We start from the raw sequence: 23,501 nt of genomic DNA on the forward strand, positions 1-23,501 counted from the left end.
GGCTGAATGACTGCTCAACCGAATTCTTCTCGCTTACCGGCATTGGATGCCGCGGCGCAACAGCACAGCGACACATTACTCGCACATATTCAACAGCAGGTGCAGCTACAGGGTGGCTGGATCTCGTTTGCCGACTACATGCAAATGGCGTTGTACACGCCCCTCCTTGGCTATTACAGCGGCGAGGCCAATAAGTTCGGTCGTGGCGGCGATTTTGTCACTGCGCCCGAGATCTCACCTTTATTTTCACAAGCCTTGGCCAATCAGGTCGCGCAGGTGCTGCAGGCGACCACGGGTAATGTGCTGGAGCTGGGGGCGGGCACAGGAAAGCTGGCGGCGGCTGTGTTACAGCGGCTGGCAGCGTTGGAGCAACTGCCACAGCATTACTTTATTCTTGAGGTAAGTGCTAACTTGCGCCAAAGGCAGCAAGAATACTTGCAGGGCTTGTTGCCAGAGGACTTGTTCAGGCGTGTGCAATGGCTGGATCGCTTGCCAGAGGCATTTACCGGTGTCGTGGTTGGTAATGAAGTGCTGGATGCGATTCCGGTGCATGTGGTGGAATGGCTGGCTGGGCACTGGCTGGAACGTGGCTTGAGTGTTGATCAGTCATTAGCCTGGCAAACGCGGCCGCTGCAAGATGTATCATTGGTGACCGATATTGACAGCAGCCAGTTGCCTGATGGCTATATTACCGAAGTCTGTCCGGCGGCCACAGGGTTGATTGCCAGCCTGGCAAACATGCTGCAACAAGGCGTGATACTTATGCTGGATTACGGCTTTTCAGCGCGCGAATACTATCACCCACAACGCCGCCAAGGCACGTTGATGTGCCACTTTCAGCATTATGCGCATGATGATCCGTTGATCTATCCTGGCTTGCAGGATATTACGGCGCACGTGAATTTTACCGCCATGGCAGAAGCCGCATTGGCGCAAGGGATTGATTGTGCAGGCTATACCACACAAGCACAGTTTTTAATGAATTGTGGCATTTTGCAATTGCTACAAATGGTCTCGCCGGAGGATAGTGCGCGTTATTTGCCTATGGTCGCAGCGGTGCAAAAACTACTATCTCCGGCGGAAATGGGGGAGTTGTTTAAAGTGCTGGCGCTGAGTAAAGGGTTGGGTGAGTCTTTGTTGGGGTTTGTGAGTGGGGATAAGCGGCATCAGTTGTAGCCGGTGGGTCTATTTGGGCTTGCTTGGGACGGTAATTGTTGTAAGTTGAGAGGTTGCTTTTCGCTTTTTGGCGAGTTACTTTTCTTTGCTTGCACAAGGTTAATTTATGACCGCTGTGTTTCGCCTTGTCGGCGACCATTCTTTCTTATGCTTGTCCATAAGAAAGAAGGCAAAGAACAAGACACCCCAGCTTCCGCTTGTATCCTGCGTTGCTCGTCAAAATAAGCGGTCACGAAACTCAACCTTGTAGCTCACACAGAACGTGAGCTACTGCGGGATTCGAACAGTCGCTCCCTTTTCCCTTATTTTGCCTGTGCTACTCGGCGCGGCAGATGGGGACCCCGAACACCATGCGACTGCAACCGTTAGCGAATTAAAGAAAAAAGAATCTGTTTTTTTGAACTGTCCAAATCCCGACAAGGTTAGTTTGGCGAGATAAATCCCATCCCATCACGCTGAGTGGCGGAGACAAAATAAGAGTAGAGGGAGCGACTGTGTGAGCTCCGCAACAAGCCACGAAGTGTGTGGCTTGTCAGGGCGAGTTTCGTGACCGGCTTATTTTGTTGAGCAACGCAAGGGAGCCGCAGGCCGTGATGGCTGGGTGTCGTCCTCTTTGGTTACTTTCTGGGGGACAAGCACCAGAAAGTGACTCGCCGAGAGGCGAAATAATCTTTTGGGACTCTTTTGCTATTTTCGAAGGAAAACAAGCTCTTAAAGTATAATGCGCCCCATGACTGAAATCGACCAAACCCCAGACTCTTCCGAAGCGCCTTATCAGCGCCGTATCCGCAGTTTTGTCTTGCGCCAGGGGCGTTTGACTAAAGGCCAGGAGCGGGCCTTGCAAACAGCATGGCCGACATTCGGCATTGAATATACGGATCAGGCACTGGATGTAAACCAGGCGTTTGGCCGCACGGAAAGTAAAAAAATTCTCGAAATCGGTTTTGGCATGGGTGATGCCACGGCCAAGATTGCCCAAACTTTGCCGGATTGTGATTTCCTGGCGGTCGAGGTGCATACACCGGGTGTGGGTAGTTTGCTCAAATTGATGCAAGAAGGTGATATTCACAATATCCGTATCATTCAACATGATGCGGTGGAAGTGCTGCAGAATATGCTGGCAGATGGCTCACTGGATGGCGTGCATATTTTCTTCCCTGACCCTTGGCATAAGAAGCGGCACCATAAGCGTCGTTTGATTCAGGCTGAGTTTGTGAAGTTGTTATGTACTAAATTGAAAGCGGGTGCTTACATTCACGTGGCGACTGATTGGCAGGAGTATGCCGAGTGGGTGCTGGAAGTATTGCAGGGTGAGCCGCAATTGCAAAATACCGCGTCGGATTATGCGGAGAAACCGTCTTACCGGCCGTTAACCAAGTTTGAGAATCGTGGCTTGAAGCTTGGGCACGGGGTTTGGGATCTGGTGTTTAAACGCGTGTAATGGTTTGTGTGCAAAATAAAAAAAGCAGACTAATGTCTGCTTTTTTTATTCGCTGCTAGCTGGTTCGTCCTGTGTGTCGGGGTCGTTGCCAAAAAACCATTCTCCGAGGACTTTTTCTGCTTCATCTACGCCCAGTTTTTTCAGGCTGGAGAACAATTGCACGGTAATTTTATCGCCCCAGCCGGTGTGCAGTTCTTTGCGCACTTTGCCGAGCAGGATGGTGGATTCGCTGCGCGACAGTTTGTCGCTCTTGGTCAGTAGTACGTGCACCGGTTTGCCGGAAGGGCAAAACCAGTCCAGCATTTGTCGGTCCAGTGGGGTGAGCGGGTGGCGGCTATCCATGACCAGTACCAGTCCGGCCAGGCTTTGGCGCTCGCTAAGATAGCGCGATAATACGTTTTGCCAATGCATGCGCATGGCTTCGGGGACCTTGGCGTAGCCGTAGCCAGGCAAGTCGACCAGGTGTTTGTCGTCCCCCAGCGTGAAAAAGTTAATGAGCTGTGTACGCCCTGGCTGCTTACTGACAAAAGCCAGCCGGTTATGGTTGGCCAGGGTGTTTAACGCACTGGATTTGCCCGCGTTGGAACGCCCGGCAAAAGCGACTTCGATGCCACTGGCAGGCGGCAGGTCACGGAGATGATGTGCCGACAGGTGAAAGCGGGCATTTTGAAAAACTGGCATGATTGAATTGAGTTGCCTCAAGGTTTTATGGACTATTCAACTGCGCATGCTATCACGAACAGGGTTTGTTTGATAAAATGACGCCCAATAAAAATGTTGGGGCATTATTATCATGTTGAATAGTTTGAAAGCAGGCTTGTTTGTATTGCTGGCCATGGGCGTGCAGCCTGTATTTGCTGAAGAAGCCGCCTCTGCCGAGGCAGCACCAGCAGTGAATGGGCCAGAAAAGATTGTCCAGAACGTGTGTGCGGCCTGTCATGGCGCAGACGGTAATAGTGTGATTACGACCAACCCGAAACTGGCTGGTCAGCATCCTGAGTATTTGCTCAAGCAGTTGAGCAACTTTAAAGATGGCACGCGTGCTAACCCGGTGATGGCTGGGATGGCTGGCGCGTTAAGCCAGGAAGACATGGAAGGTCTGGCGAAATACTTCTCCAGCCAGAGCATCAAGCTGGCCAAGGCTAAAAGCAACGGCAAGGGTTCTTTAGGTGAGAAGATTTACCGTGGCGGTATTGCGGCAACCCAGGTGCCAGCCTGTGCGGCTTGTCATGGTGCGACAGGTGCCGGTTTGCCTAAACAGTTCCCACGTTTGGCTGGTCAGCACACAGATTACACTGTGCAACAGTTGAGAACATTCCGTACGGGTGAGCGTGCCAATGCGCCGATGATGATGACCATCGCGGCAAAAATGAGCGATGCCGAGATGCAAGCGGTTGCAGATTACATTCAAGGTCTGCGCTAGTGCTTGCTGATTGAAAAAAGGTGGCTGCGGCCACCTTTTTTACTGTAGGCCTATGCAACCTTTTATGGTGGATGTCGTCCACAATTGCGCGTCTTGCGTTGTTGTTATGTTTGACGCATCCAATCAAAACCTTAAAAGCACAACCTTAACTAGTCAATTTTAAAGAGATTGTTTTGAAAGCTCCCATTTCCTTATCGCAGCGTGTGTATGAGCTATTGAGCTCCATGCGCTTTGCTGTGAGCCTGTTGACATTGTTGGGTGTGGCTTCGATTATTGGTACCGTGCTCAAACAAAACGAGCCTTATACCAATTACATCGTCAAGTTTGGCCAGTTCTGGTTTGAGCTGTTTGAAATGCTGGGCTTGCTGGATGTCTATCATGCGGCCTGGTTTTTAATCATCCTGCTGTTCCTGGTGGTGTCGACCACATTGTGTGTGATCCGTAATGCACCGCTTATGATCAAGGAGTGGCAGGTCTATAAAGAGCACGCTACTGAAAAATCGCTACGTTTGTTTGGTCATCAGGCCAGTGTGACAACAACGCAGCCAGTGGCGGCGCTACAAACGCAATTAAGTGACTTTTTAACGGCAGAGCGTTATACCTTTAAAACACGCCAGCAAGATAATGGTGATGTGTTAATTGCCGCCAAGCTGGGGACGCACCAGCGCCTGGGCTATATCTTTACCCATGTGGCGATTGTCGTGATCTGTTTTGGTGGTTTGCTGGATGGTAACCTGCCATTCAAAGTGCAGGAGTTACTCGGTTGGAAAAAAATCGAGACGCGTGATATTTCTTCACGCAAGGTGCCCGCAGAAAGCCGCCTGGGTGTCGATAACCTGTCGTTCCGCGCCAATATGACCTTGCCGGAAGGCGAGCGCGATAATGTGGCGTTTGTGCGTGTGCGTGATGGTTACCTGGTGCAGGATTTGCCATTTACAGTAGCGCTCAAGGATTTTCGCATTGAGCATTACGCGACCGGCATGCCGAAGTCGTTTGAGAGTGATATCGTCATCACCGATTCTGAGTTGAGCAAGCCGATCGAAGCGACGATACGCGTCAACCATCCTTATATCTATAAAGGCATTGCCATTTACCAGTCTGACTTTCAGGATGGTGGCTCTGAACTCAAATTCAAATTATGGGATTTGGCCGCCAGCAACCAGGATGGCTTTGATGTCGATGGCGTCGTGTCGCAAAAAGGCTCGCTGGGCGACGGTGCGCAAAAAATGACAGTGGAATTTAACGAGTTCCGCCAGTTTAATATTTTGAATTTGTCTGCCGATGGCAAAGGCAAACCGCATAATGTAGGCCCCAACACGACCTTGAAACTGCGTAACGCCAGCGGCCAGGCACGCGAGTACATGAGCTATATGCAGCCATTACAACTGGATGGCCGTTCTTATTTTGTCTCTGGTATGCGCGAAACCGTGCAGGATGAGTTCAAATATTTGCGGATTCCGGCAGATGATGCACTGGAAATCAATGGCTTTATGCATTTGCGCCAAACCTTGCGTAACGAGCAGGCGATCCGTGATATTGCCAGTCAGGTGGCCAAGCAAATGCCGGGCGATAATGCGGCGTTGAGGGCTCAGTTTGAGCAAAGCCTGCAACATTTGCTGGTGACATTTAAACAGGGCGGGTACAGTGAGTTATCGCGCATTATTGAAAGTGCTGTCCCGAAAGACCAGCGTGAGCAGGCTGCGCAAACGTATTTGAAGTTGCTGAACCGCGCCGCGCTGCAAGGCTACCAGATGAGCCGCGCCCAGCGCCAGTTGCCACCTGTGCCAGAAACCCAGGAAACGGCGATGTTTATTCAGGATAGCCTGAATGCCATGAATGATTTGTTTTTTTATGGCACGCCATATTATTTCCAGCTCAAGAATTACACGCTGAAACAGGCCAGTGGCTTCCAGTTGACACGCTCACCTGGCCAGAACTGGGTATATTTCGGCTCAGTGATGCTGGTGTTGGGTATTTTTGCCATGTTCTATATCAAGGAACGTCGCCTGTGGTTATTGATCAAACCTGCACAGCAAGAAGTATTGCTGGCAATGTCGTCTAACCGTAAAAATATGGATCTGGATCAGGACTTTGCGCGTGTACAGCAGCAATTGACGGCGCTGCTGCACACGACAGCCTGACGGAATGAAGAGGGGAATACGATGAGTACATTATCAGTGAAGCCAACATCGTTTTGGCAATCATTAAGCAAGTTTGACTGGATTTATGCCGTGCTGTTGCTGGCGGGCGGAATTTTCTCTTACCAGCGTTATGCAGGCTTTATGGATATCTATGAAGTCAGTTTTCTGTTTGGTGCGGTCGCCTTGTTTAGTTACCTGGGCTGGCGCTGGTCAGCGATTGCACGGCTGGTACTGGGCGTGGCCGTATTGAGTTTAATCGGCGTCTATAGCTACCACGGTGACCTGGCGAATGGTGGTCAGCGCTTTCTGCTGAAGTTTTTGCTGGCGAGCCAATCGGCGGTTATGTGGATGAATGTGCTGTTTGTGCTGGCCATGCTGACCTATTGGCTGGCGCTGTTCCAGAAGTCGGCGTTTACGGCAAAAGTGGCGTCTGCACTGACGTGGGCAGCGACTCTGTTCGGTTTTGTCGGTCTCATGGTGCGCTGGTATGAATCTTACCTGATTGCGCCGGACGTCGGCCATATCCCAATCAGCAATCTGTATGAAGTCTTTATCCTGTTTTGCCTGATCACGTCTTTGCTGTATTTGCATTACGAAAAATTGTTCAATACACGCCAATTGGGCGGCTTTGTGCTGGTGGTGATTAATGCCGCGGTGGGGTTTATCCTCTGGTACACCTTTGACCGTCATGCCAATGAGATTCAACCGTTGGTGCCTGCTTTGCAAAGCTACTGGATGAAGATACACGTGCCCGCCAACTTTATTGGTTACGGTGCGTTCTCGCTGGCGGCCATGGTGGCCGGTGCTTACCTGCTGGCAAAGCATGGTGTGCTGACCAGCCGCCTGCCTGCACCGCATGTGTTAGATGATTTGATGTACAAGGCGATTGCGGTTGGTTTTGCATTCTTTACTATTGCCACTATTTTGGGCGCGATGTGGGCAGCTGAAGCCTGGGGTGGTTATTGGTCATGGGACCCTAAAGAAACCTGGGCGTTGATTGTCTGGTTGAACTACGCCGCCTGGTTGCATTTGCGCTTAATGAAGGGCCTGCGCGGCACTGTACTGGCCTGGTGGGCGCTGGTTGGTTTGCTGGTCACGACCTTTGCTTTCCTTGGTGTCAATATGTTCCTCAGTGGTTTGCACTCCTACGGCACGCTCTAAGTATTAATAGTTGATTAATGACGGGCGGATGCGGATGCATCTGCCCGTTCTCTTTTGTTTTTCCTGAACCCCATCCATCAAGTAATATTAATATTTATTAATTAATGTTAATATTTCCCAAGTCGGCTTCGTATGAATGCTGATGCCGGCAAGGTGATGCTTCTTACAATGATTCGGTAACAGGAGGATTCAAAATGAAAAAGCCATTAGGATTTAGCTTGATTGAATTGGCCATCGTGCTGGTGATTGCAGGGTTGTTACTCGCCGGGGTGATGCGAGGGCAAGAGTTGATTGCCAATGCCAAAGTGAAAAGTCTGGCCAGTGATTTCAGAAACATACCCACTTACTTTTATGGCTATCAGGACAGGTTCCGCGTGCTGCCTGGTGACGACCATGCAGCAGCTACACATGTCGCAGGCACCAATGCTAGCACCAATGGACAAACGCAGAATGGCTTGATACAAGGTGGCTGGAACTCGACGACCGATACGGACGAGTCATTTTTGTTGTGGCAGCACTTGCGGCTGGCGGGATTGGCAACTGGTACGACTGATATTACTAACCCGGCGCAATATGTGCCGCGCAATAGCGAGGGCGGTCAGTTGGGAGTCACTAGTGTTGCGGCGCTGGCGGCCGTCACTGCGGGCACCTTTAACACCGCACATGCTATGTGTTCAGATGCTATTCTGGGGCGCTACGCGCTGCAACTGGATACCATGCTGGACGATGGCGCAGGTAATACCGGCGTTATGCGCATACTGGTGAATGGGACGCCGGGTAGTGGGGAGGCGGCTCCTGCGGCGGCAAGCCCATATTTAGTCTGCATGAGTTTTTAGTGTAGAATACAACATAAATTTGACACAAAAGGCCTGATTTTTTCAGGCTTTTTGTTTTATGTCGGATACATTCAACGTTTGAGACACATTCTGTTTTAGAATGGTAGCCGTTTTAGATCACCCACTTCCTATGGCAAACGCAATTGTAGAAATTCAAGACCTGTCTTTTGGGTATAAAGGCCGCTTGTTGCATAAAGGCATCAATATGACCTTTCCTAAAGGTAAGGTAGTTGCCATTATGGGCGGCAGCGGCAGCGGCAAGACCACCTTGCTGCGCCTGATTGGCGGCCAGCTCAAGCCCACCAAAGGTCAGGTGCAGGTGGGTGGCGAAGTGGTCCATCAGCAGGACCGTGAAGGCATTTACCGTTTGCGTCGCAAAATGGGCATGCTGTTTCAACACGGCGCCTTGTTCACGGATTTATCCGTGTTTGAAAATGTGGCGTTCCCGATGCGCGAGCATACCAATCTGCCTGAGAGCATGATTCGTGACCTGGTGTTGCTTAAGTTGAACGCCGTCGGTTTGCGTGGCGCACACGCCTTGATGCCGACCGAGCTTTCTGGCGGCATGGCAAGACGTGTCGCCCTGGCGCGCGCGATTGCGCTGGATCCCAGCATTATCATGTATGACGAACCCTTTGCCGGTTTGGACCCGATTTCAATGGCAGTGATTTGTGATCTGATCCGCAGCCTGAATGACGCGTTGGGCGCGACCTCAATTATCGTGACACACGATGTTGAGGAGACTTTTCAGTTTGCCGACTATGTGTATTTTGTGGCAGATGGCGTCGTGGCTGCTGAAGGCACGCCAGATGACCTGCGCAATTCTGAGTTACCGTTTGTACACCAGTTTGTGCATGGCGAAAAAGATGGCCCGGTGCCATTCCATTATGCGGCGCCTGAATATCACGCCAGTTTGTTAAGAGGGGCGCGTTAATGGTGCTGCATAAATTAAAGCGCATGCTGAGCAAATTAGGCGCAGGCTGCATCAATAAAATCTGGCGACTGGGTGCCGGTGGCCGTTTGTTCTGGCTGACGCTGATTTCATCTGGTGAAAGCTTCCGTCGTTTTAGATTAACTATCCGTGAAGTGTATTTCACCGGCGTATTGTCGCTGATTATTATCCTGGTTTCTGCGTTCTTTGTCGGCATGGTGCTGGCGTTGCAGGGCTATCATACTTTGCAAAAATATGGCTCGTCGGAAGCCATTGGTGTGCTGGTGGCATTGGCGCTGGTAAGAGAACTGGGGCCTGTAGTCACTGCGCTGCTGTTCGCAGGACGCGCCGGGACGGCGATTACGGCAGAAATTGGCCTGATGAAGGCGACCGAGCAGTTGTCTGCCATGGAGATGATGGCAGTGAGCCCGATTGCGCGTGTGATTGCGCCACGCTTTTGGGCGGGTGTGATTGCCATGCCTGTGCTAGCGACCTTATTTTCCATGGTCGGTATTTTGGGCGGCTATCTGGTGGCTGTGCCTTTAATCGGGGTCGATGCCGGTGCATTCTGGTCGCAAATGCAGGCCAATGTTGACTGGGAATACGATATTTTGAATGGCGTATTTAAAAGTGTGGTGTTTGGCGTGGCCTGTACCATGATTGCCTTGTTTGAAGGCTATGACGCACCACCAACAGCGGAAGGCGTGAGCCGTGCTACGACCAGGACAGTCGTGACTTCATCACTGGCCGTATTGGGGCTGGATTTTATATTAACGTCGTTCATGATCGCGGTTTAGCATCAGGGCGTACGGGTTACTCGCGGGGAATAAACAATGGAAAGAACAACAATTGATTTGTGGGTGGGCATTTTTGTTGCGCTCGGATTTGCAGCTTTACTTGGCCTGGCCATGAAAGTGGGTAATCTGACCACCAGCAGTATCGGCCAGACGTATCTGGTAACTGCGAACTTTGAGAATATTGGTGGTCTGAAACCACGTGCGCCAGTGAAAAGTGCCGGCGTGGTCGTGGGTCGCGTGAGTGAAATTGTGTTTGATCCGAAAACTTATGAGGCCGTCGTGAGTCTGAACATCGACACGCGCTACAACTTCCCTAAAGATACATTTGCCAATATCTATACGGCTGGCCTGTTAGGTGAGCAATATATCGGTCTGGAAGCAGGTGGTGACGAGGTTAACCTCAAAAATGGCGACAAGATTTCACAAACGCAGGATGCGGTGGTGCTGGAAAAACTGATTAGCCAGTTTCTTTACAGCAAGGCGACTGAAAGTGATGATAAACCTGGTAAAACGGCAGCTACATCAACCGAATCTGGGGTTGATGCGTTAGATGCCAGTCCATTAGACAAAATTGGTAAGTAATTCAATCAATTGATAAAGGGAACACAATGAAAAAGTGGTGGATGGCAGTTGCCATGTGGCTGTTAAGCAGTGTGGCAATGGCTGGCATGACGCCGGATCAACTGGTGAAAAAAACTGCGGATGATGTGATTGAAGTCATTAAAAATGACAAAGACATCCAGGCGGGTAACCAGCAAAAGATTTTTGCCTTGGCAGAAGAGAAAATCCTGCCTAACTTTGACTTTGAGAAAGTGTCTCGCCTGGTGCTGGGTAAAAACTGGACCAATGCAACACCAGAGCAAAAAACCGCTTTCCAGGCTGAGTTCAAGACCTTGTTGCTGCGTACTTACGCCACGGCTTTGTCTAAATATAAAAATCAGACGATTGAGTACAAGCCTTTCCGTATGGAAGCAGGTGCTGAGTCTGCGACCGTGAAAACGGCGATTCAGCAACCTGGTGGTGATCCAATCAGCGTGGATTACAGCCTGGGTAAAAAAGCAGATGACTGGAAAGTATTTGATATCGTGATTGAAGGTGTGAGCCTGGTCACCAACTACCGTAGCCAGTTTGCGCAGGAAATCCGCCAGAATGGTCTGGACAGCCTGACCAAGAAACTGGCTGATAAAAACAAGGCGGCCACTGGTAAGTAATTACCCGGACGGCATTCAGGCAGACTTGGAGAATTTTGTGGCTCAAATTACGCAACAGGAAAACACTTTGCAGTTTAGCGGTAACTTGCTGATTACGAATGTCAGCGAAACCCTGAACCAGTTGCAAACCTTGCGCCTTGAGCCGCCGTTAACCCTGGATTTTTCCAAGGTGAATGAGGTCGATACCGTCGCTGTGAGTTTGATTCTTGAAATCCAGCGACAACTGCATCATCAGCATACCGAAGCCAGTGCAGTGTCGGTGATTGGGGTGCCGGAAAATCTGCGAAGTCTGATGCAACTTTACGGTGTCGACGGATTCTTGTTGAATTAGTTGAAAATCAAGTCTAACAGCCCCAGCTCTGACGAGGTGGGGTTTCGTTTTTTGTGGGATAGCGAAAGGTCATACGTGGCTGCAGCCATTGAGATTTCAGGCATTACCAAGCGCTTCGGCGAGTTCGAGGCGCTACGGGGCGTCGATTTGCGTATTGAGCAAGGCGAGTTTTTTGCCTTGCTGGGCCCGAATGGCGCGGGCAAATCAACCTTGATTAACCTGCTGGCGGGTTTGTTGCAGCCTACCAGCGGCAGCATACGTATCATGGGCCATGATGTGCAGACTGACTATCAGCGTGCGCGCAGTGCCTTGGGCGTGGTGCCGCAAGAGCTGGTGTTTGACCCGTTTTTTAATGTACGCGAAATGTTGCGCTTTCAGGCGGGCTATTTTGGCCGTGGTCCTGAAAATGATGCCTGGGTCGATGAAGTGATTGAAGGGCTGGGCCTGACGGATAAAGCGCATACCAATATGCGTAAACTGTCTGGAGGCATGAAGCGCCGGGCGTTGATTGCGCAAGCCTTGGCGCATAAGCCGCCAGTGATTGTGCTTGATGAGCCGACGGCCGGTGTAGATGTTGAGTTACGGCAAATGCTGTGGGCGTTTATCCAGAAGCTCAATCAGCAAGGGCATACCATTATTTTGACGACGCATTATCTGGAAGAAGCGGAAACGCTGTGTGAGCGCGTCGCCATGATGAAGCAGGGCAAAATCGTTGCGCTGGATACCACGCGTGCTTTGCTCAAGAGTCATGCCGCCAAGCAGCTTTCCTTGCGCCTGGCGGGTGCGTTGCCAACGCAGTTGCAATCTTTGCTCAAGCAGCAGAATGGTGACGAAGTCGTGCTGGCATTATCCGAGTTGTCGCAGGTGGAGATGGTGTTGAGTGTATTGCGTGAAGCCAATGTGGCCATCCAGGATATGCAATTGCAGGAGGCGGATTTGGAAGACGTCTTTTTAAATCTGGTCGGCAACCAGAAAGGGGTGCAAGCATGAAATGGCTAAATCCTTTCTTCTGGCTGGATGACAAAATCAGTCCGCGCTGGCGCGGGGTGTATACGCTGTTCAAAAAAGAGTTGCTGCGCTTTTGGCGTGTGGCGTTTCAAACCATCGCGTCACCTATCCTGACCGCTTTGTTGTACCTGCTGATTTTTTCGCATGTGCTAGAGTCACACGTCAAGGTATATGACCAAGTCAGTTATACCGCTTTTCTGGTGCCTGGCCTGATGATGATGTCTTTGTTGCAAAATGCCTTTGCCAATAGTTCATCCAGCCTGATCCAGTCCAAAGTGATGGGCAATATTGTTTTCTTGCTGCTGACGCCGATTAATACGCTGGAGTTTTTTGCCGCGTTCCTGGCTGCATCGATGATTCGCGGATTGCTGGTTGGCCTGAGTATTTACCTGGTGGCGTTGTGTTTTGTCAGTGTGCCTACGGTTTATCCCGGCTGGATTTTTGCCTTTGCTTTATTGGGCAGCGCCTTGCTGGGGACGTTTGGCATCATTGCCGGTATTTGGGCCGATAAGTTTGACCAGATGGCGGCTTTCCAGAACTTTGTCATTATGCCGCTGACTTTTTTGTCCGGCGTGTTTTACTCTATTCACTCTTTGCCGCCGTTCTGGCAAGCCGTGTCGCAATTGAATCCGTTTTTCTACATGATAGATGGCTTCCGTTACGGCTTCTTTGGCCATGGTGATGTTTCTCCCTGGCTTAGCCTCGCGGTCGTGGGCAGCTTCTTGCTGGCATTAGCGTGGCTATGCCTAAAGATGTTAAAATCCGGTTATAAATTACGCAGTTAGCTGATTCAGCAGGACACGTCTTCCTGCTGAATCGCTCTGTATTTTGTTGAATAAGTGAGGTTTTGTGTTAACAGCAGCGCAACTTGAAGCATACATCCGCAGCGGACTGGAGTGCGACTACCTGAAAGTGAACGGTGATGACGGCACCCATTTTGATGCGGTGATTGTCAGCCCGGCTTTTGAAGGTAAGCGCATGGTTCAGCAGCATCAGCTGGTCTACGCAGCGTTGGGCGACCGTATGCGTGCCGAGATTCACGCGCTGTCTATGCAAACCTATACCCCGACGCAATGGCAGCAACAGCAAGCCTAGCGTTTTAATGAATATTTTTGGAGTCAGTCACATGGATGTACAAGCAAAAATTAAAGACACCGTCAGCAACAATAAAGTGGTGTTGTATATGAAAGGTAGCCCGAAATTCCCACAATGCGGTTTCTCCAGCGTGGCTGCGCAAATTCTGAGCGCCTGTGGTGCCGAGTATGTGGCGATTGACGTGTTGCAAGACATGGATGTCCGTGAAGGCATCAAACAGTACGCTAACTGGCCGACGATTCCGCAATTGTATGTGGATGGCGAATTTATCGGCGGTGCCGACATTATGCGCAGCATGTATCAAAGCGGTGAACTGCAAACCCTGTTGGCGAAAGCGTAATTTTGGACAAACTGATTATTGAAGGTGGCGTGCCACTGCATGGCGAAATTGTCGTGTCTGGTGCAAAGAATGCCGCGTTGCCAATTTTATGTGCCGGGTTGCTGGCAGAAACACCGTTTACCTTAACAGGTGTGCCTGAGTTGCGCGATGTTGCGTCTACGCTCAAGTTGCTGGATACCATGGGCGTCAAGGTCAGCAAAGACGGTGATCAGGTGACGCTGGATGCAAGCGATGTGGCTTCTTTTGAGGCCACCTATGACATGGTGAAAACCATGCGTGCCTCTATTCTGGTGCTTGGGCCGTTGCTGGCGCGTTTTGGTACGGCACGTGTTTCACTGCCGGGCGGCTGTGCCATTGGCTCACGGCCGGTGGATTTGCACATCAAGGGTCTGCAAGCCATGGGTGCTGCCATGCATATCACGCATGGCTATATCCAGGCCAGTACCTTGCACCTGCCAAACCGCCGGTTGCAAGGCGCCAAGTACTATATGGATGTTGTCACTGTCACTGGCACTGAAAACCTGATGATGGCCGCTGCGTTGGCGCAAGGCACGACAGTACTGGAAAACGCGGCCAAAGAGCCGGAAGTGGTCGACCTCGCAGAGTGTCTGAATAAAATGGGTGCCAAAATCACTGGTGCGGGCACCGACACGATTACGATTGAGGGCGTGGAGCGCCTGACCGGTGCGCAACACCATGTGGTGTGCGACCGCATTGAAGCGGGCACCTATATGGTGGCGGCGGCCATGACCGGTGGCGAAGTGACCTTGAAAAATGCCCGTCCTGACTTGCTGGAAGCCGTGATTGAAAAATTGCGCGAAGCCGGCGCGACCATTAGCCATGACAGCAATAGCATTACGGTTAAAAGCAATGGCAAATTAAAAGCAGTCAATGTGCGTACCGCACCACATCCGGCTTTTCCTACCGATATGCAGGCGCAGTTTATGGCCATGAATACGGTGGCAGAAGGCGTGTGTACGGTGATCGAAACCATTTTTGAAAATCGCTTTATGCATGTACAAGAATTGCAGCGCATGGGTGCCAATATCGACGTGCAGGGCAATACTGCTATGGTGCAAGGCGTGCCTGCGCTGGAAGGTGCCAATGTCATGGCGACCGACTTGCGTGCCTCGGCTGGCCTGGTATTGGCTGGCTTGGTAGCTGATGGCGAAACAGTGATTGACCGCATTTACCATCTGGACCGCGGTTACGAAAAGCTGGAAGAAAAACTGAATCAACTGGGCGCCAAAGTGCGCAGATCGAACTAATCATGATTACTATTGCACTCAGCAAAGGGCGCATTTTTGAGGAAACGACACCGTTGTTGGCGGCGGCTGGCATACACGCGTTGGAGGATCCAGAATCTTCCCGCAAGCTGATTCTGCCGACTAACCGTGATGATGTGCGCCTGGTGATTGTGCGCGCGACCGATGTGCCAACCTATGTGCAATATGGCGCGGCAGATTTGGGCATTGCCGGTAAGGATGTGCTGGATGAGCATGGCGGTGAAGGTTTGTACCAGCCGCTGGACCTGAATATTGCCAAGTGCAAAATGATGGTGGCCGTGCGTGAAGACTTCGACTATGAGGCCAGCATCCGCCAGGGCGCACGCCTGAAAGTCGTCACCAAGTATGTGAAAACGGCGCGCGAACATTTTGCTGCCAAAGGCATGCATGTGGACTTGATCAAACTGTATGGCTCAATGGAGTTAGGGCCGTTGGTTGGTTTGGCAGATGCCATTGTCGACTTGGTCAGCACGGGTGGCACCTTGCGTGCCAACAAACTCAAAGCGGTTGAAGATGTAGGCGCGATTAGCTCGCGTCTGGTGGTCAATCAGGCTTCTTACAAAGTGAATCGCCCGCTGTTGCAACCGATTATTGACAGTTTTGCGCGCGCCATTCGTAAAGAGTAATTGATAGAAATCATGAATATTAAACGTTTAAATACACGCGACACCGGGTTTGATGCTGAATTAAAGGCATTGCTGGCTTTTGAAACTGCGCAGGATGACACCATCGACCAGGTGGTCGCCAATATTCTCAAGGATGTCAAAGCCCGTGGTGATGCGGCGGTGCTCGAATACACCAATCGTTTTGATAAAACCAACGCTGCCAGTCTGGCGGCATTGGAGATTCCGCAGGCCGAATTGCATGCCGCTTTAAATGGCCTGCCAGCGGCGCAACGTGAAGCCTTGCAGGCGGCCGCTGATCGTGTGCGCAGTTATCACGAAAAACAAGTGATGCAATCGTGGCAATATACCGAAGCGGACGGTACGCTGCTCGGCCAGCAGGTGACGGCGCTGGACCGTGTTGGTTTGTATGTGCCTGGCGGCAAAGCAGCCTACCCATCCTCGGTGCTGATGAACGCCATTCCGGCCAAAGTCGCGGGTGTGCAAGAGCTGGTGATGGTGGTGCCAACGCCTAACGGTGAAAAAAATCCGCTGGTGCTTGCCGCTGCGGCTGTTTGTGGCGTGGATCGGGTATTCTGTATTGGCGGCGCGCAAGCCGTGGGTGCCTTGGCTTATGGTACTGAGACTGTGCCGCAAGTCGATAAAATTGTCGGCCCGGGTAATGCGTATGTGGCCGCGGCTAAACGACGTGTGTTTGGCGTGGTTGGCATTGATATGGTGGCAGGCCCGTCAGAGATTTTGGTCATCAGCGATGGCCATAGCAATCCGGACTGGACGGCGATGGATTTGTTCAGCCAGGCCGAGCACGATGAATTGGCGCAAGCGATCTTGCTGTCACCGAGTGCGGAGTTTCTTGACCAGGTGCAGGCAAGTATTGAGCGCCAGGTCGGCGAGATGCCGCGCCAGGAAATTATCCGTACCTCGCTGCAAAATCGGGGCGCCTTGATTCAGGTAAAGGATTTGGCCGAGGCTGCCGAGATTTGTAACTTTATTGCGCCCGAGCACTTGGAATTGTCTATGGATGATGCCTTGACGTTCAGCAAGCATATCAAACACGCCGGTGCGATTTTTATGGGTCGCGATACCTGTGAGGCACTGGGTGATTATTGCGCCGGGCCTAACCACGTGCTGCCAACCTCGCGTACCGCGCGCTTCAGCTCGCCGCTGGGTGTGTATGATTTCCAGAAGCGCTCTAGCCTGATTATGGTGTCATCCGCCGGTGCGCAAACGCTAGGCAAAATTGCCGCCACCCTTGCTTATGGCGAAGGCCTGCAGGCGCACGCCCGCAGTGCGGAATATCGCTTGAAATAACTGGCTGAATTTAAGAGTAATGCGATGAGTCAATATTGGAGTAGCCTGGTACACAACCTGACCCCTTATGTGCCGGGCGAGCAGCCCAAACTGCAAAACCTGGTCAAGCTGAATACCAATGAGAATCCTTATGGGCCTAGCCCAGCGGTGATCGCTGCGTTGCAGGCTGAGGCGGCAGACAGTTTACGTTTATACCCAGACCCGGATTCCAGTCGCCTGAAGGCGGCGATTGCCGAATATCATGGCCTGCAAAGCAATCAGGTGTTTGTGGGTAACGGCTCGGATGAAGTGCTGGCGCATGTGTTCCAGGCTTTGCTCAAACATGATTTGCCGCTGCTTTACCCGGATATCACCTATAGCTTCTACCCGGTTTATTGCGGCCTTTACGGCATTGCGTTTGAAACAGTGCCATTGAATGCGCAGTTTGAGATTGCGATTGACGATTACCTGCGTCCCAATGGCGGCATTATTTTCCCTAACCCCAACGCACCCACCGGTATGCCGTTGGCATTGAGCGAAATAGAACGTTTGTTAAAAGCCAATACGCAATCAGTGGTGGTGATTGATGAGGCTTATGTCGATTTCGGTACCGAATCAGCGGTGGCATTGGTCAATCAATATCCCAATTTGCTGGTGACACATACCTATTCAAAATCACGTTCGCTGGCTGGTTTGCGCGTGGGCTATGCCGTCGGTGATGCGGCCTTGATTGAGGCCTTGATTCGCGTGAAGGATAGTTTCAATTCTTATCCGATTGACCGCTTTGCCGAGGCGGGCGCGATTGCTGCCCTGCAAGACGAAGCCTATTTTCAGCAAACCCGTCAGCAAGTGATTGCATCGCGTGATCAGTTGGTGCTGGATTTGCAAAATCTGGGCTTCGAAGTGCTGCCCTCCGGCGCCAACTTTATTTTTGCACGCCATCCAAATTACGCGGGCGAGCAATTAGCCGCCAGTTTGCGTGCGCAGGCGGTGATTGTGCGTCACTTCAAAAAACCGGCGCGTATTGCCGACTTTTTGCGCATTACGATAGGCAATCCTGCTCAAAATCAGGCCTTGATGCAGGCATTGCGTACCTTTCTGTCGGCTTGATGTCGCTAAAATCAAAGTATTTGCCGTAATTTGCTCGCTAATGTGCTGCAAATGATTGCATTGTGGCGTAAAAAAAATCGTCGCAATATTGTCATTTTTTTGAAAATGCGGTTATGATGCACGCTATTGTACATAATGTGCAGTGAGGGTTGCGTTTGCATAATTGCTGCGCATTGATTCATTGGATTTAAAATAGAGCAAACTCGGAGGAAGAAAAATGGCACAAACCCAGATGGCATTGGACTCATTAGATTTCGACGCAACGATCGCCTTGGCAGCTAAAGTAGCGCCATACGTTGATATTTTGGAAATCGGTACACCTTGCATCAAGCATAACGGTATCGAATTGTTGAAAGCATTGCGTTCAAAATTCCCTAACAACAAAATTCTGGTTGACCTGAAAACCATGGATGCTGGCTTCTACGAAGCTGAGCCATTCTACAAAGCAGGTGCTGACATTTGTACCGTTTTGGGTACTGCAGATATCGGTACGATCAAAGGCGTGATCGACGCTGCCAACAAGTATGGCAAAGAAGCGCAAATCGACCTGATCAACGTTAAAGACAAAAAAGCCCGTACGCTGGAAGTGGTTAAACTGGGTGCACACATTATTGGTGTACACACTGGTTTGGACCAACAAGCGGCTGGTCAAACTCCATTTGCTGACCTGGGTCTGGTATCCGGTCTGAAAACAGGCGCTAAAGTGTCTGTGGCTGGTGGCGTTAAAGCTGCAACCACTAAACAAGTAGTGGACGCTGGTGCTGATATCGTTGTAGCTGGTGCTGCAATCTACGGTGCTGCTGATCCTGCTGCTGCTGCAACTGAAATCACTAAAATTGCTCACGGTGCTGGCACTGCGACTAAAGGTGGTAACAAATTGCTGCCATGGATCATTGCTGCTGTTGCTGCAGTATTGGTATTCTCCCTGTTGGGCAAAAAATCTGAAGAAGCTGCGCCTGCTGCTGAAGCACCAGCTGCGGAAGAAGTTGCTCCAGCCGATGCAGCACCTGCTGCTGAAGCGCCAGCGGCCGAAGAGGCTGCTCCAGCTGAAGCTGCACCTGCAGAAGCTGCGCCAGCAACTGAAGAAGCTAAATAATCGACTGCTATCCTTACGGATCGCTTTCTGATTTAAAAAAAGCAGCCCGTGCGGGCTGCTTTTTTGTTTTTGATAACAGCTTTTTGCCAGTGTGGCAGGACTTGCTGTAAAATGAACGCAATATTTGCAAACTCTCTGTGATCACCTTTCCTCTCTTATATGTCACGTCAAGCTGAAGTCACGCGTAATACGCTAGAAACACAAATTACCGTCTCGATTAACCTCGATGGCACCGGTCAATCCGAGTTGCACAGTGGTTTGGGCTTTTTGGACCATATGCTGGATCAAGTTGCCCGTCATGGTATGGTTGATTTGAAAGTGCACGCTAAAGGCGATTTGCATATTGATGGCCACCACACGGTAGAAGATATCGGCATTACGCTGGGCCAGGCCTTTGCCAAGGCGCTGGGTGATAAAAAAGGGTTGACCCGCTATGGCCACAGCTATGTGCCACTGGATGAGGCTTTGAGCCGTGTCGCACTCGACTTGTCTGGCCGTCCAGGGCTGGCGTTTGATTGCACCTTTACGCGTGCCATGATCGGTGAGTTTGATGTCGATCTGTTCCATGAGTTTTTCCAGGGCTTTGTTAATCATGCCTTGGTGACGCTGCACATCGATAACCTCAAAGGTCATAATGCCCATCACCAGGCTGAGACCATATTCAAAGCCTTTGGTCGTGCGCTGCGTATGGCCGCGACCCCAGATCCACGTATGGCTGGATTAATGCCGTCAACCAAGGGTGCGTTATAACGCCTGATTGCTTATCATGAGTCGCTTGCAAGTTGCCATTGTAGATTATGGCATGGGTAATTTAAGATCGGTGGCCAACGCTTTTAAAGCGGTGGCCCCTTCCATTTCTGTCGCCGTCACCAGCGATCCTGAGCAGATTGCACAGGCTGAGCGCGTGGTGTTTCCTGGCCAGGGCGCGATGCCGGATTGTATCCGTGAGCTCGATGCGCGCCATTTACGCCAGGCCGTCGTCGATGCCACACAGCAAAAGCCGTTTCTGGGCATTTGCATCGGTTTGCAAATGCTGTTTGAGCATTCTGAAGAAGGGGATGTCCCCGGCCTAGGTGTCTACCGAGGTGAGGTCAAGCGCTTTCCTGCAGACAAAATGCATGATGAGCAGGGTGCCAAGCTGAAAGTACCGCATATGGGCTGGAGCCAGGTACATCAAACGCAGGCACACCCGCTGTGGTCAGAGATTCCGGATCTGGCACGTTTCTATTATGTGCACAGTTATTATGTCGCACCAGAAGAAGCTGCGTTAACTGCTGCGACAACGGCTTATCCGTTTGATTATACGGGGGCGATCGCACGCGATAATGTATTTGCAGTGCAGTTTCACCCGGAAAAGAGCGCTAATGCAGGCTTGCAACTTTTGCGTAATTTTGTAAACTGGAAACCCTAAACGGATTTTCAGTCGTTTTAGTCACCACTCGTTATTTATCTATTGAAAACAACATGTTAATTATTCCAGCAATTGATTTAAAAGATGGCCACTGCGTCCGTTTGAAGCAGGGCCTGATGGAAGAGTCCACAGTATTTTCCGAAGACCCGGGCGCCATGGCCAGACATTGGGTAGATAAAGGCGGTAAACGTTTGCATCTAGTGGATTTGAATGGTGCTTTTGCTGGTAAGCCAGTCAATGAGGATGCCATCAAGTCTATCGTTGCCGCAGTGGGTGGAGATATCCCTATCCAGTTGGGTGGTGGTATTCGTGACCTCGACACCATTGAACGCTACCTCGATGATGGCATCAGCTATGTCATTATTGGCACAGCAGCGGTGAAGAACCCAGGTTTCTTGCACGAAGCCTGCTACGCTTTCCCTGGCCAGATCATGGTCGGGCTGGATGCCAAAGATGGCAAAGTGGCCGTCGATGGCTGGTCAAAACTGACAGGGCATGACGTGATTGACCTGGCGAAGAAGTTTGAAGACTACGGTGTCGAAAGTATTGTTTATACAGATATTGGCCGTGATGGCATGTTGACTGGTGTCAACATTGAAGCCACTGTTGCCTTGGCGCAGGCATTGACCATTCCTGTGATTGCCAGTGGCGGCGTGACTAACCTGGATGATGTGCGCAAACTGTGTGCGGTACAGGATGAAGGTATTATCGGCAGCATTACCGGTCGCGCCATTTATGAGGGCACGCTGGATTTCGCAGCGGCACAACAGCTGGCTGATGAGCTGAGCAGTCGATAATGGGTTGTGCCAAACGCATTATTCCTTGTCTGGATGTGACCGATGGCCGCGTGGTCAAAGGCGTGAACTTCCTTGAGTTGCGCGATGCCGGGGATCCGGTAGAAATTGCGCAACGTTACAATGACCAGGGCGCGGATGAGCTGACATTTCTGGATATTACGGCCAGTTCTGATAACCGTGACCTGATCTTGCATATTATCGAGCGTGTTGCCGAGCAGATATTTATCCCGCTGACGGTTGGTGGTGGGGTGCGTAAGGTTGAAGATGTCCGCCGCCTGTTGAATGCGGGTGCGGATAAGGTCAGCATCAATACCACGGCAGTGCTCAATCCGCAGGTGGTTGAAGATGCAGCCAGCCGCTTTGGTTCGCAATGTATCGTGGTGGCGATTGATGCTAAAAAAGTCGATAACCAGCCGTTTGAGTGGGAAGTCTTCACGCATGGCGGCCGAAATGCCACAGGCCTGGACGCCGTGAAATGGGCGCAGAAAATGGTGAGCCTGGGCGCTGGCGAATTGCTAGTGACCAGCATGGACCGTGATGGTACTAAAATAGGTTTCAATAACCCGCTGAATAAAGCGATTAGCGACGCCGTAGATGTGCCGCTGATTGCTTCGGGTGGCGTCGGTAATTTGCAGCACCTGGTGGATGGCGTGACCTTGGGTGGCGCTGATGCCGTGTTGGCCGCGAGTATTTTTCACTATGGTGAATTCACGGTGCAACAGGCCAAAGACTATATGCGCGAACACGGGCTGGAAGTAAGATGAGCTGGCTAGATCAAGTTGCCTGGACTGCGGAAGGCCTGGTGCCTGTGATTGCGCAGGAAAAAGACACCGGCAAAATTCTCATGTTTGCCTGGATGAACCGTGAGGCGTTACAGTTGACGCGCGATACCGGCCACGCCGTGTATTTCTCACGTTCCCGCAACAAGTTATGGCACAAGGGCGAAGAGTCTGGCCATACCCAAATCGTGCATGATATTCGCCTCGATTGCGACGACGATGTTGTTTTAATTACCGTCGAACAACTCGGAGGCATTGCCTGTCATACCGGTCGACACAATTGCTTTTTCCAGCAGTTGCAAGACGATGCCTGGGTCACCGTAGAGCCGGTCATCAAAGATCCGAAAGCGATTTACCATGAGTGATGTATTAAATCGACTGTCCGAGTTGATGGAGCAGCGTAAAGCAGCCGATCCGTCTTCTTCTTACGTGGCTAAACTCTATGCCAAAGGCATGGACAGCATCCTGAAAAAAATTGGTGAAGAAGCCACTGAAACCGTGATTGCAGCTAAAGGCGGCAAAGCGGATGAAATTATTTATGAAACGGCCGATTTGTGGTTTCATACCTTGGTCATGTTGAGTCACGCCGGCCTGAGTGCACAGGATGTGCTGGATGAGCTGGCACGCCGTGAAGGCTTGTCGGGCATTGCCGAGAAAGCGAGTAGAACAGAATGAGTGCGGATTGTATTTTTTGCAAAATCGCTGCTGGCACTATTCCGTCTAAAACGCTGTACGAGGACGACGATGTTATTGTGTTTCATGATATTCGTCCCTTGGCAAAAACACATTTTCTGATTGTGCCTAAAGCACATATCGAAACCTTGAAAGACTGTACTGCAGCGCATCAGTCGCTGTTGGGGAAAATGATGTTGTTAGCTGCCAAGTTGGCTGCTGAACAAGGTTTGGTTGGCTATAAAACCATGATGAATGTGGGTCGCGAAGGCGGACAGGAAGTATTTCATATTCATCTACATGTGTTTGGCGGCGGTGCGGTTGCTTAATATCGCCGGACAAGATAAAGGAGATTATCATGGGTTCATTTAGTTTGTGGCATTGGCTGATTGTGTTGCTGATTGTGGTGCTGGTATTTGGTACCAAGAAATTGCGTAATATTGGCGGCGATGTCGGCGGTGCGGTGAATGAATTTAAAAAAGCGGTCAATGAAGGCAAGGCCGAGTCCAAGCCTGAAGAGTTGTCTGATAAAAACAAATAAGTGCT

General features: G+C 50.9%; 29 protein-coding genes. 28 read left to right on the plus strand and 1 reads right to left on the minus strand.

Going from position 1 to position 23,501, the window contains the following annotated elements; genetic code table 11:
- The first annotated feature begins 6 nt into the window (after positions 1-6).
- Both INP78_RS00610 and trmB read left to right on the plus strand, forming a co-directional pair.
- Entirely contained in the window at positions 7-1,176 is a 1,170-nt protein-coding gene (locus tag INP78_RS00610; RefSeq protein ID WP_194740320.1) for a class I SAM-dependent methyltransferase, read from the plus strand.
- A 721-nt stretch (positions 1,177-1,897) separates the two neighbouring features.
- Positions 1,898-2,617: a tRNA (guanosine(46)-N7)-methyltransferase TrmB gene (trmB, locus tag INP78_RS00615; RefSeq protein WP_194740321.1), complete on the plus strand. Its 720-nt coding sequence runs from the start codon at positions 1,898-1,900 to the stop codon at positions 2,615-2,617.
- Positions 2,618-2,662: 45 nt separating this feature from the next.
- On the opposite strand, the gene yihA is transcribed toward trmB, so the two are convergent.
- On the minus strand, positions 2,663-3,298 hold the full coding sequence (gene yihA / locus INP78_RS00620) for a ribosome biogenesis GTP-binding protein YihA/YsxC (RefSeq protein WP_194740322.1): 636 nt from the start codon (positions 3,296-3,298) through the stop codon (positions 2,663-2,665).
- 112 nt (positions 3,299-3,410) lie between these two features.
- Here yihA and INP78_RS00625 point away from each other — a divergent pair, with 112 nt between their 5' ends.
- From INP78_RS00625 to tatA, 26 genes are all read left to right on the plus strand, one after another.
- Positions 3,411-4,040, plus strand: coding sequence for a cytochrome c (locus tag INP78_RS00625; protein WP_194740323.1), 630 nt, complete (start codon positions 3,411-3,413; stop codon positions 4,038-4,040).
- A gap of 224 nt (positions 4,041-4,264) precedes the next feature.
- Positions 4,265-6,181, plus strand: a complete 1,917-nt coding sequence (locus INP78_RS00630; protein ID WP_194741064.1) for a cytochrome c biogenesis protein ResB — start codon at positions 4,265-4,267, stop codon at positions 6,179-6,181.
- 21 nt (positions 6,182-6,202) lie between these two features.
- A complete protein-coding gene (gene ccsB / locus INP78_RS00635; protein ID WP_194740324.1) occupies positions 6,203-7,342 on the plus strand; it encodes a c-type cytochrome biogenesis protein CcsB in 1,140 nt (379 codons plus the stop codon).
- A gap of 194 nt (positions 7,343-7,536) precedes the next feature.
- On the plus strand, positions 7,537-8,178 hold the full coding sequence (locus tag INP78_RS00640; RefSeq protein WP_194740325.1) for a type II secretion system protein: 642 nt from the start codon (positions 7,537-7,539) through the stop codon (positions 8,176-8,178).
- Positions 8,179-8,308: 130 nt separating this feature from the next.
- Positions 8,309-9,112, plus strand: coding sequence for an ABC transporter ATP-binding protein (locus INP78_RS00645; RefSeq protein WP_194740326.1), 804 nt, complete (start codon positions 8,309-8,311; stop codon positions 9,110-9,112).
- Complete coding sequence (gene mlaE / locus INP78_RS00650; RefSeq protein ID WP_194740327.1) at positions 9,112-9,906, plus strand: lipid asymmetry maintenance ABC transporter permease subunit MlaE; 795 nt, start codon at positions 9,112-9,114, stop codon at positions 9,904-9,906. Before INP78_RS00645 ends, mlaE begins: the two co-directional genes overlap by 1 nt.
- Positions 9,907-9,942: 36 nt before the next feature.
- Positions 9,943-10,488 carry an outer membrane lipid asymmetry maintenance protein MlaD gene (gene mlaD, locus INP78_RS00655; RefSeq protein ID WP_194740328.1) on the plus strand — a complete coding sequence of 182 codons (546 nt, stop codon included), beginning with the start codon at positions 9,943-9,945 and terminating at the stop codon, positions 10,486-10,488.
- A 26-nt stretch (positions 10,489-10,514) separates the two neighbouring features.
- Complete coding sequence (locus INP78_RS00660) at positions 10,515-11,117, plus strand: phospholipid-binding protein MlaC (RefSeq protein WP_194740329.1); 603 nt, start codon at positions 10,515-10,517, stop codon at positions 11,115-11,117.
- A gap of 37 nt (positions 11,118-11,154) precedes the next feature.
- Entirely contained in the window at positions 11,155-11,448 is a 294-nt protein-coding gene (locus INP78_RS00665) for a lipid asymmetry maintenance protein MlaB (RefSeq protein WP_368667953.1), read from the plus strand.
- A 75-nt stretch (positions 11,449-11,523) separates the two neighbouring features.
- Positions 11,524-12,438 (plus strand): ABC transporter ATP-binding protein, encoded by a 915-nt coding sequence (locus INP78_RS00670; RefSeq protein ID WP_194740331.1) that lies wholly within the window; start codon positions 11,524-11,526, stop codon positions 12,436-12,438.
- On the plus strand, positions 12,435-13,241 hold the full coding sequence (locus INP78_RS00675) for an ABC transporter permease (RefSeq protein ID WP_194740332.1): 807 nt from the start codon (positions 12,435-12,437) through the stop codon (positions 13,239-13,241). The genes INP78_RS00670 and INP78_RS00675 overlap by 4 nt, the downstream gene beginning before the upstream one ends.
- A gap of 64 nt (positions 13,242-13,305) precedes the next feature.
- Complete coding sequence (locus INP78_RS00680; protein WP_024930457.1) at positions 13,306-13,551, plus strand: BolA family protein; 246 nt, start codon at positions 13,306-13,308, stop codon at positions 13,549-13,551.
- Positions 13,552-13,582: 31 nt separating this feature from the next.
- Complete coding sequence (gene grxD / locus INP78_RS00685; protein ID WP_194740333.1) at positions 13,583-13,891, plus strand: Grx4 family monothiol glutaredoxin; 309 nt, start codon at positions 13,583-13,585, stop codon at positions 13,889-13,891.
- 2 nt (positions 13,892-13,893) lie between these two features.
- Positions 13,894-15,159, plus strand: coding sequence for a UDP-N-acetylglucosamine 1-carboxyvinyltransferase (gene murA / locus INP78_RS00690; RefSeq protein WP_194740334.1), 1,266 nt, complete (start codon positions 13,894-13,896; stop codon positions 15,157-15,159).
- A gap of 2 nt (positions 15,160-15,161) precedes the next feature.
- Positions 15,162-15,803 carry an ATP phosphoribosyltransferase gene (hisG, locus tag INP78_RS00695; protein WP_194740335.1) on the plus strand — a complete coding sequence of 214 codons (642 nt, stop codon included), beginning with the start codon at positions 15,162-15,164 and terminating at the stop codon, positions 15,801-15,803.
- 12 nt (positions 15,804-15,815) lie between these two features.
- The gene (gene hisD / locus INP78_RS00700) at positions 15,816-17,111 is read left to right on the plus strand and encodes a histidinol dehydrogenase (protein WP_194740336.1); all 1,296 of its coding nucleotides are present in this window, start codon (positions 15,816-15,818) and stop codon (positions 17,109-17,111) included.
- A gap of 24 nt (positions 17,112-17,135) precedes the next feature.
- Complete coding sequence (hisC, locus tag INP78_RS00705) at positions 17,136-18,200, plus strand: histidinol-phosphate transaminase (RefSeq protein ID WP_194740337.1); 1,065 nt, start codon at positions 17,136-17,138, stop codon at positions 18,198-18,200.
- Between the two features lie 217 nt (positions 18,201-18,417).
- Positions 18,418-19,296, plus strand: coding sequence for a 3-hexulose-6-phosphate synthase (gene hxlA / locus INP78_RS00710; RefSeq protein WP_194740338.1), 879 nt, complete (start codon positions 18,418-18,420; stop codon positions 19,294-19,296).
- A 159-nt stretch (positions 19,297-19,455) separates the two neighbouring features.
- Entirely contained in the window at positions 19,456-20,046 is a 591-nt protein-coding gene (gene hisB / locus INP78_RS00715) for an imidazoleglycerol-phosphate dehydratase HisB (RefSeq protein ID WP_194740339.1), read from the plus strand.
- A gap of 16 nt (positions 20,047-20,062) precedes the next feature.
- The gene (gene hisH, locus INP78_RS00720; RefSeq protein ID WP_194740340.1) at positions 20,063-20,707 is read left to right on the plus strand and encodes an imidazole glycerol phosphate synthase subunit HisH; all 645 of its coding nucleotides are present in this window, start codon (positions 20,063-20,065) and stop codon (positions 20,705-20,707) included.
- Between the two features lie 53 nt (positions 20,708-20,760).
- Entirely contained in the window at positions 20,761-21,504 is a 744-nt protein-coding gene (hisA, locus tag INP78_RS00725) for a 1-(5-phosphoribosyl)-5-[(5-phosphoribosylamino)methylideneamino]imidazole-4-carboxamide isomerase (RefSeq protein ID WP_194740341.1), read from the plus strand.
- On the plus strand, positions 21,504-22,268 hold the full coding sequence (gene hisF / locus INP78_RS00730; RefSeq protein WP_194740342.1) for an imidazole glycerol phosphate synthase subunit HisF: 765 nt from the start codon (positions 21,504-21,506) through the stop codon (positions 22,266-22,268). The genes hisA and hisF overlap by 1 nt, the downstream gene beginning before the upstream one ends.
- The gene (gene hisI / locus INP78_RS00735) at positions 22,265-22,648 is read left to right on the plus strand and encodes a phosphoribosyl-AMP cyclohydrolase (protein WP_194740343.1); all 384 of its coding nucleotides are present in this window, start codon (positions 22,265-22,267) and stop codon (positions 22,646-22,648) included. The genes hisF and hisI overlap by 4 nt, the downstream gene beginning before the upstream one ends.
- Complete coding sequence (locus INP78_RS00740) at positions 22,641-22,958, plus strand: phosphoribosyl-ATP diphosphatase (protein ID WP_194740344.1); 318 nt, start codon at positions 22,641-22,643, stop codon at positions 22,956-22,958. The genes hisI and INP78_RS00740 overlap by 8 nt, the downstream gene beginning before the upstream one ends.
- Positions 22,955-23,284, plus strand: coding sequence for a histidine triad nucleotide-binding protein (locus INP78_RS00745; RefSeq protein ID WP_194740345.1), 330 nt, complete (start codon positions 22,955-22,957; stop codon positions 23,282-23,284). Before INP78_RS00740 ends, INP78_RS00745 begins: the two co-directional genes overlap by 4 nt.
- Before the next feature lie 29 nt (positions 23,285-23,313).
- Positions 23,314-23,496: a Sec-independent protein translocase subunit TatA gene (tatA, locus tag INP78_RS00750; protein ID WP_019881194.1), complete on the plus strand. Its 183-nt coding sequence runs from the start codon at positions 23,314-23,316 to the stop codon at positions 23,494-23,496.
- Positions 23,497-23,501: the final 5 nt, after the last annotated feature.

This window comes from Methylophilus sp. 14 (genome assembly GCF_015354345.1).
GTDB lineage: Bacteria > Pseudomonadota > Gammaproteobacteria > Burkholderiales > Methylophilaceae > Methylophilus.